The organism is Endozoicomonas sp. ONNA1, from assembly GCF_024606325.1.
In the GTDB taxonomy this organism is placed as follows: Bacteria; Pseudomonadota; Gammaproteobacteria; order Pseudomonadales; family Endozoicomonadaceae; genus Endozoicomonas_A.
In genome coordinates this window covers 1-2214 of record NZ_JAHHPN010000739.1, presented here as the reverse complement: position 1 = coordinate 2214, position 2214 = coordinate 1, and the positions used below count along the sequence as shown (strand labels likewise).

The following is a 2214-nucleotide window of genomic DNA, read 5'->3' as shown; positions in this document are numbered from 1 at the left end:
TCGCCCTTTTGGTATTTGATGTCTTCCAGCGTCAGTTCATTGATATACATCATGCTTATTTTTCATGTGTTCTGTCGCCCATTCAGTGGCACTGAAAAAAGAACAATTTGACTTTTTGAGTCACTACAATAATGCATCGCTGGTTGAAAGCAGTCTGAAACTCACTGGCAGCACTAACGGACTGGCAGTTTCCACTTTGTTAAATTATGGATTCTGGTACACCATCTGCCAATCACCCAATTTGGTATCTGCCCTTGCGGGTAGGTTTGGTCTCTCCACCACTGAGGCGTTTGAAGTACGCCAACACAGATTATCTTTCTGTAACTGCAATCAACTGGCAGCTGCTGTCACCACTACTGAGGTTGCTTTGGCCGGACACGTCTCGCCCTGGCCCGTTGAACAGGCCTGGTGGCAGCCTCTACGATTTACAACGTTAGGAGTGAGTGGTTTTATTGGCTATCAAACTATCAGCAAGCACAGGCACCATACTCTGCCTTTGGCAATCCTGGCTATGTTTTCTGGTGAGACAGTATCAAGAACCGTAGCCGGAACTCTTATCACCCAGACTTTACGGTATCAGAATAAAGTTGCCATCCAACCTTCACGTTATGCTTATGGTGAGAAGATCTCATTATCATCCCTTGCTGGCGTAGTCGTCGGATCAATCATTTATTGGGAAATGATAGCCAAAGGCTTCAGACCTGCAAAAGCAGCCTTTGCTTATGCAGTGTCTTCTGCATTGACAGGGATAATTTCAGCAACAATCTCTTTATCAGCACTCAACCCAGATGATAGTAATATCGATAGAGCTGCAGCCCTGGTCTTAGTCGCACCCGCAGTCGCGAAGCTCCTAAGGGCCAGAGCCACGCCCGTATTTACCACCATGGCTGGAGCCGCACCCGGAATCTTATTCGGAGTCAGAGGAGATGCTGGAACTCTTGCTGGAATCAGAGATGGAGTCGGATTCGGAATCGGGGCCGGAGTCGGAACCTTTGTTAAGTTTTCTCTGTTGTCTCTCATGTTAAAACTGGACATGTCGACCAGCTCACCATTGAACTCAAAACATTTATTGAAAAACCTCGCCATTATCCTCGCTCCTGCACTGGCTCTCGCTCTGATTAATGGCGTTTCAAACCATGCAGTTTATGGTATCTCACTTGAAGAAAGTCTCACGGAAACAGCCCGGAATCAGTGGAAAAAATTTTATGCTCCTTTGGATTATTTACACACATTGTTTAACTGACAGCCAGTTTAGATAAAGCGGGCAGAGGTAGCGACTATACTGGCAAACACCGCTTTAAAGCTAACTTCCGTTTAGCAGTGTTTTAAGGTACCTCAAATGATCATCTGTCGTACTCTGCCTGCGTCGCGCCTACATCATCTACAACGCTTCTCGTGGCAGGTGCTTTTAGTCCATTTATGTGTTTTGGGCTTTCTGGCCAAAGCCAATAGCCGTGATCCAGAGCAGATAGAAACATATTATGGAGTATTAGAGCTTAATCTTACCCAGGCTCCTTTATTTTCAGAACTGATAAACAGTCAACCTGTTAAAAGACTGAAGCTCATTAATCAATATGGCATTATTCAGCTGATTGACTCTGAAGGGCATAACAATGAATCTTATACCCGTTATGACCATTCCCTTGGGGTACTTTATCTTCTGAATTATTTTACGGCCCCTTTTGAGGAGCAAGTCAGCGGGTTACTCCACGATATATCTCACACGGCATTCAGCCATGTCTCAGATTATCTTTTTTCCACAAACTCTGCAGGTAATCCTAATTACCATGATTCCTTATTTTTAGGTTTTTTGGAAAAGCACGGGATTACTCCAATATTAGAGAATCATGGTCTGACGCCTAACGACATAGACCCTGAGAATATTCAATTTACAATGCTTGAGAGAGAGCTGCCGGATTTATGCGCAGACCGGCTGGATTACATATTACAGGGCTCAGCCAGAAGGGAAATTCTAACCAGGGCAGAGGTCGATCAAATCATAACGTCCCTTCACCATGATCCGTTCACTAACCACTGGTATTTTAGCAGTCAGAGTTCAGCACAGTTACTGGCAGACGCAAGCCTGGAACTCAACAAGAATATATTTGTCACAGCCTGGGGACGGACACTCTACCGATGGACGACGGAGACCATCAGACGCATGATGTATATCAATGAACTGACGCTGGAAGACATCAAATACCAAAAGGGCGA

1 protein-coding gene and 1 pseudogene are annotated in these 2214 nt (G+C 45.1%); both read left to right on the top strand.

All coding sequences use genetic code 11. From position 1 onward, the window contains the following. Positions 1-115 precede the first annotated feature (115 nt). Positions 116-1243 (top strand): hypothetical protein, encoded by a 1128-nt coding sequence (locus KDK19_RS17630; protein WP_257292487.1) that lies wholly within the window; start codon positions 116-118, stop codon positions 1241-1243. A gap of 96 nt (positions 1244-1339) precedes the next feature. Next, positions 1340-2214 (top strand): annotated as a pseudogene (locus tag KDK19_RS17625) (hypothetical protein); the annotation flags it as partial.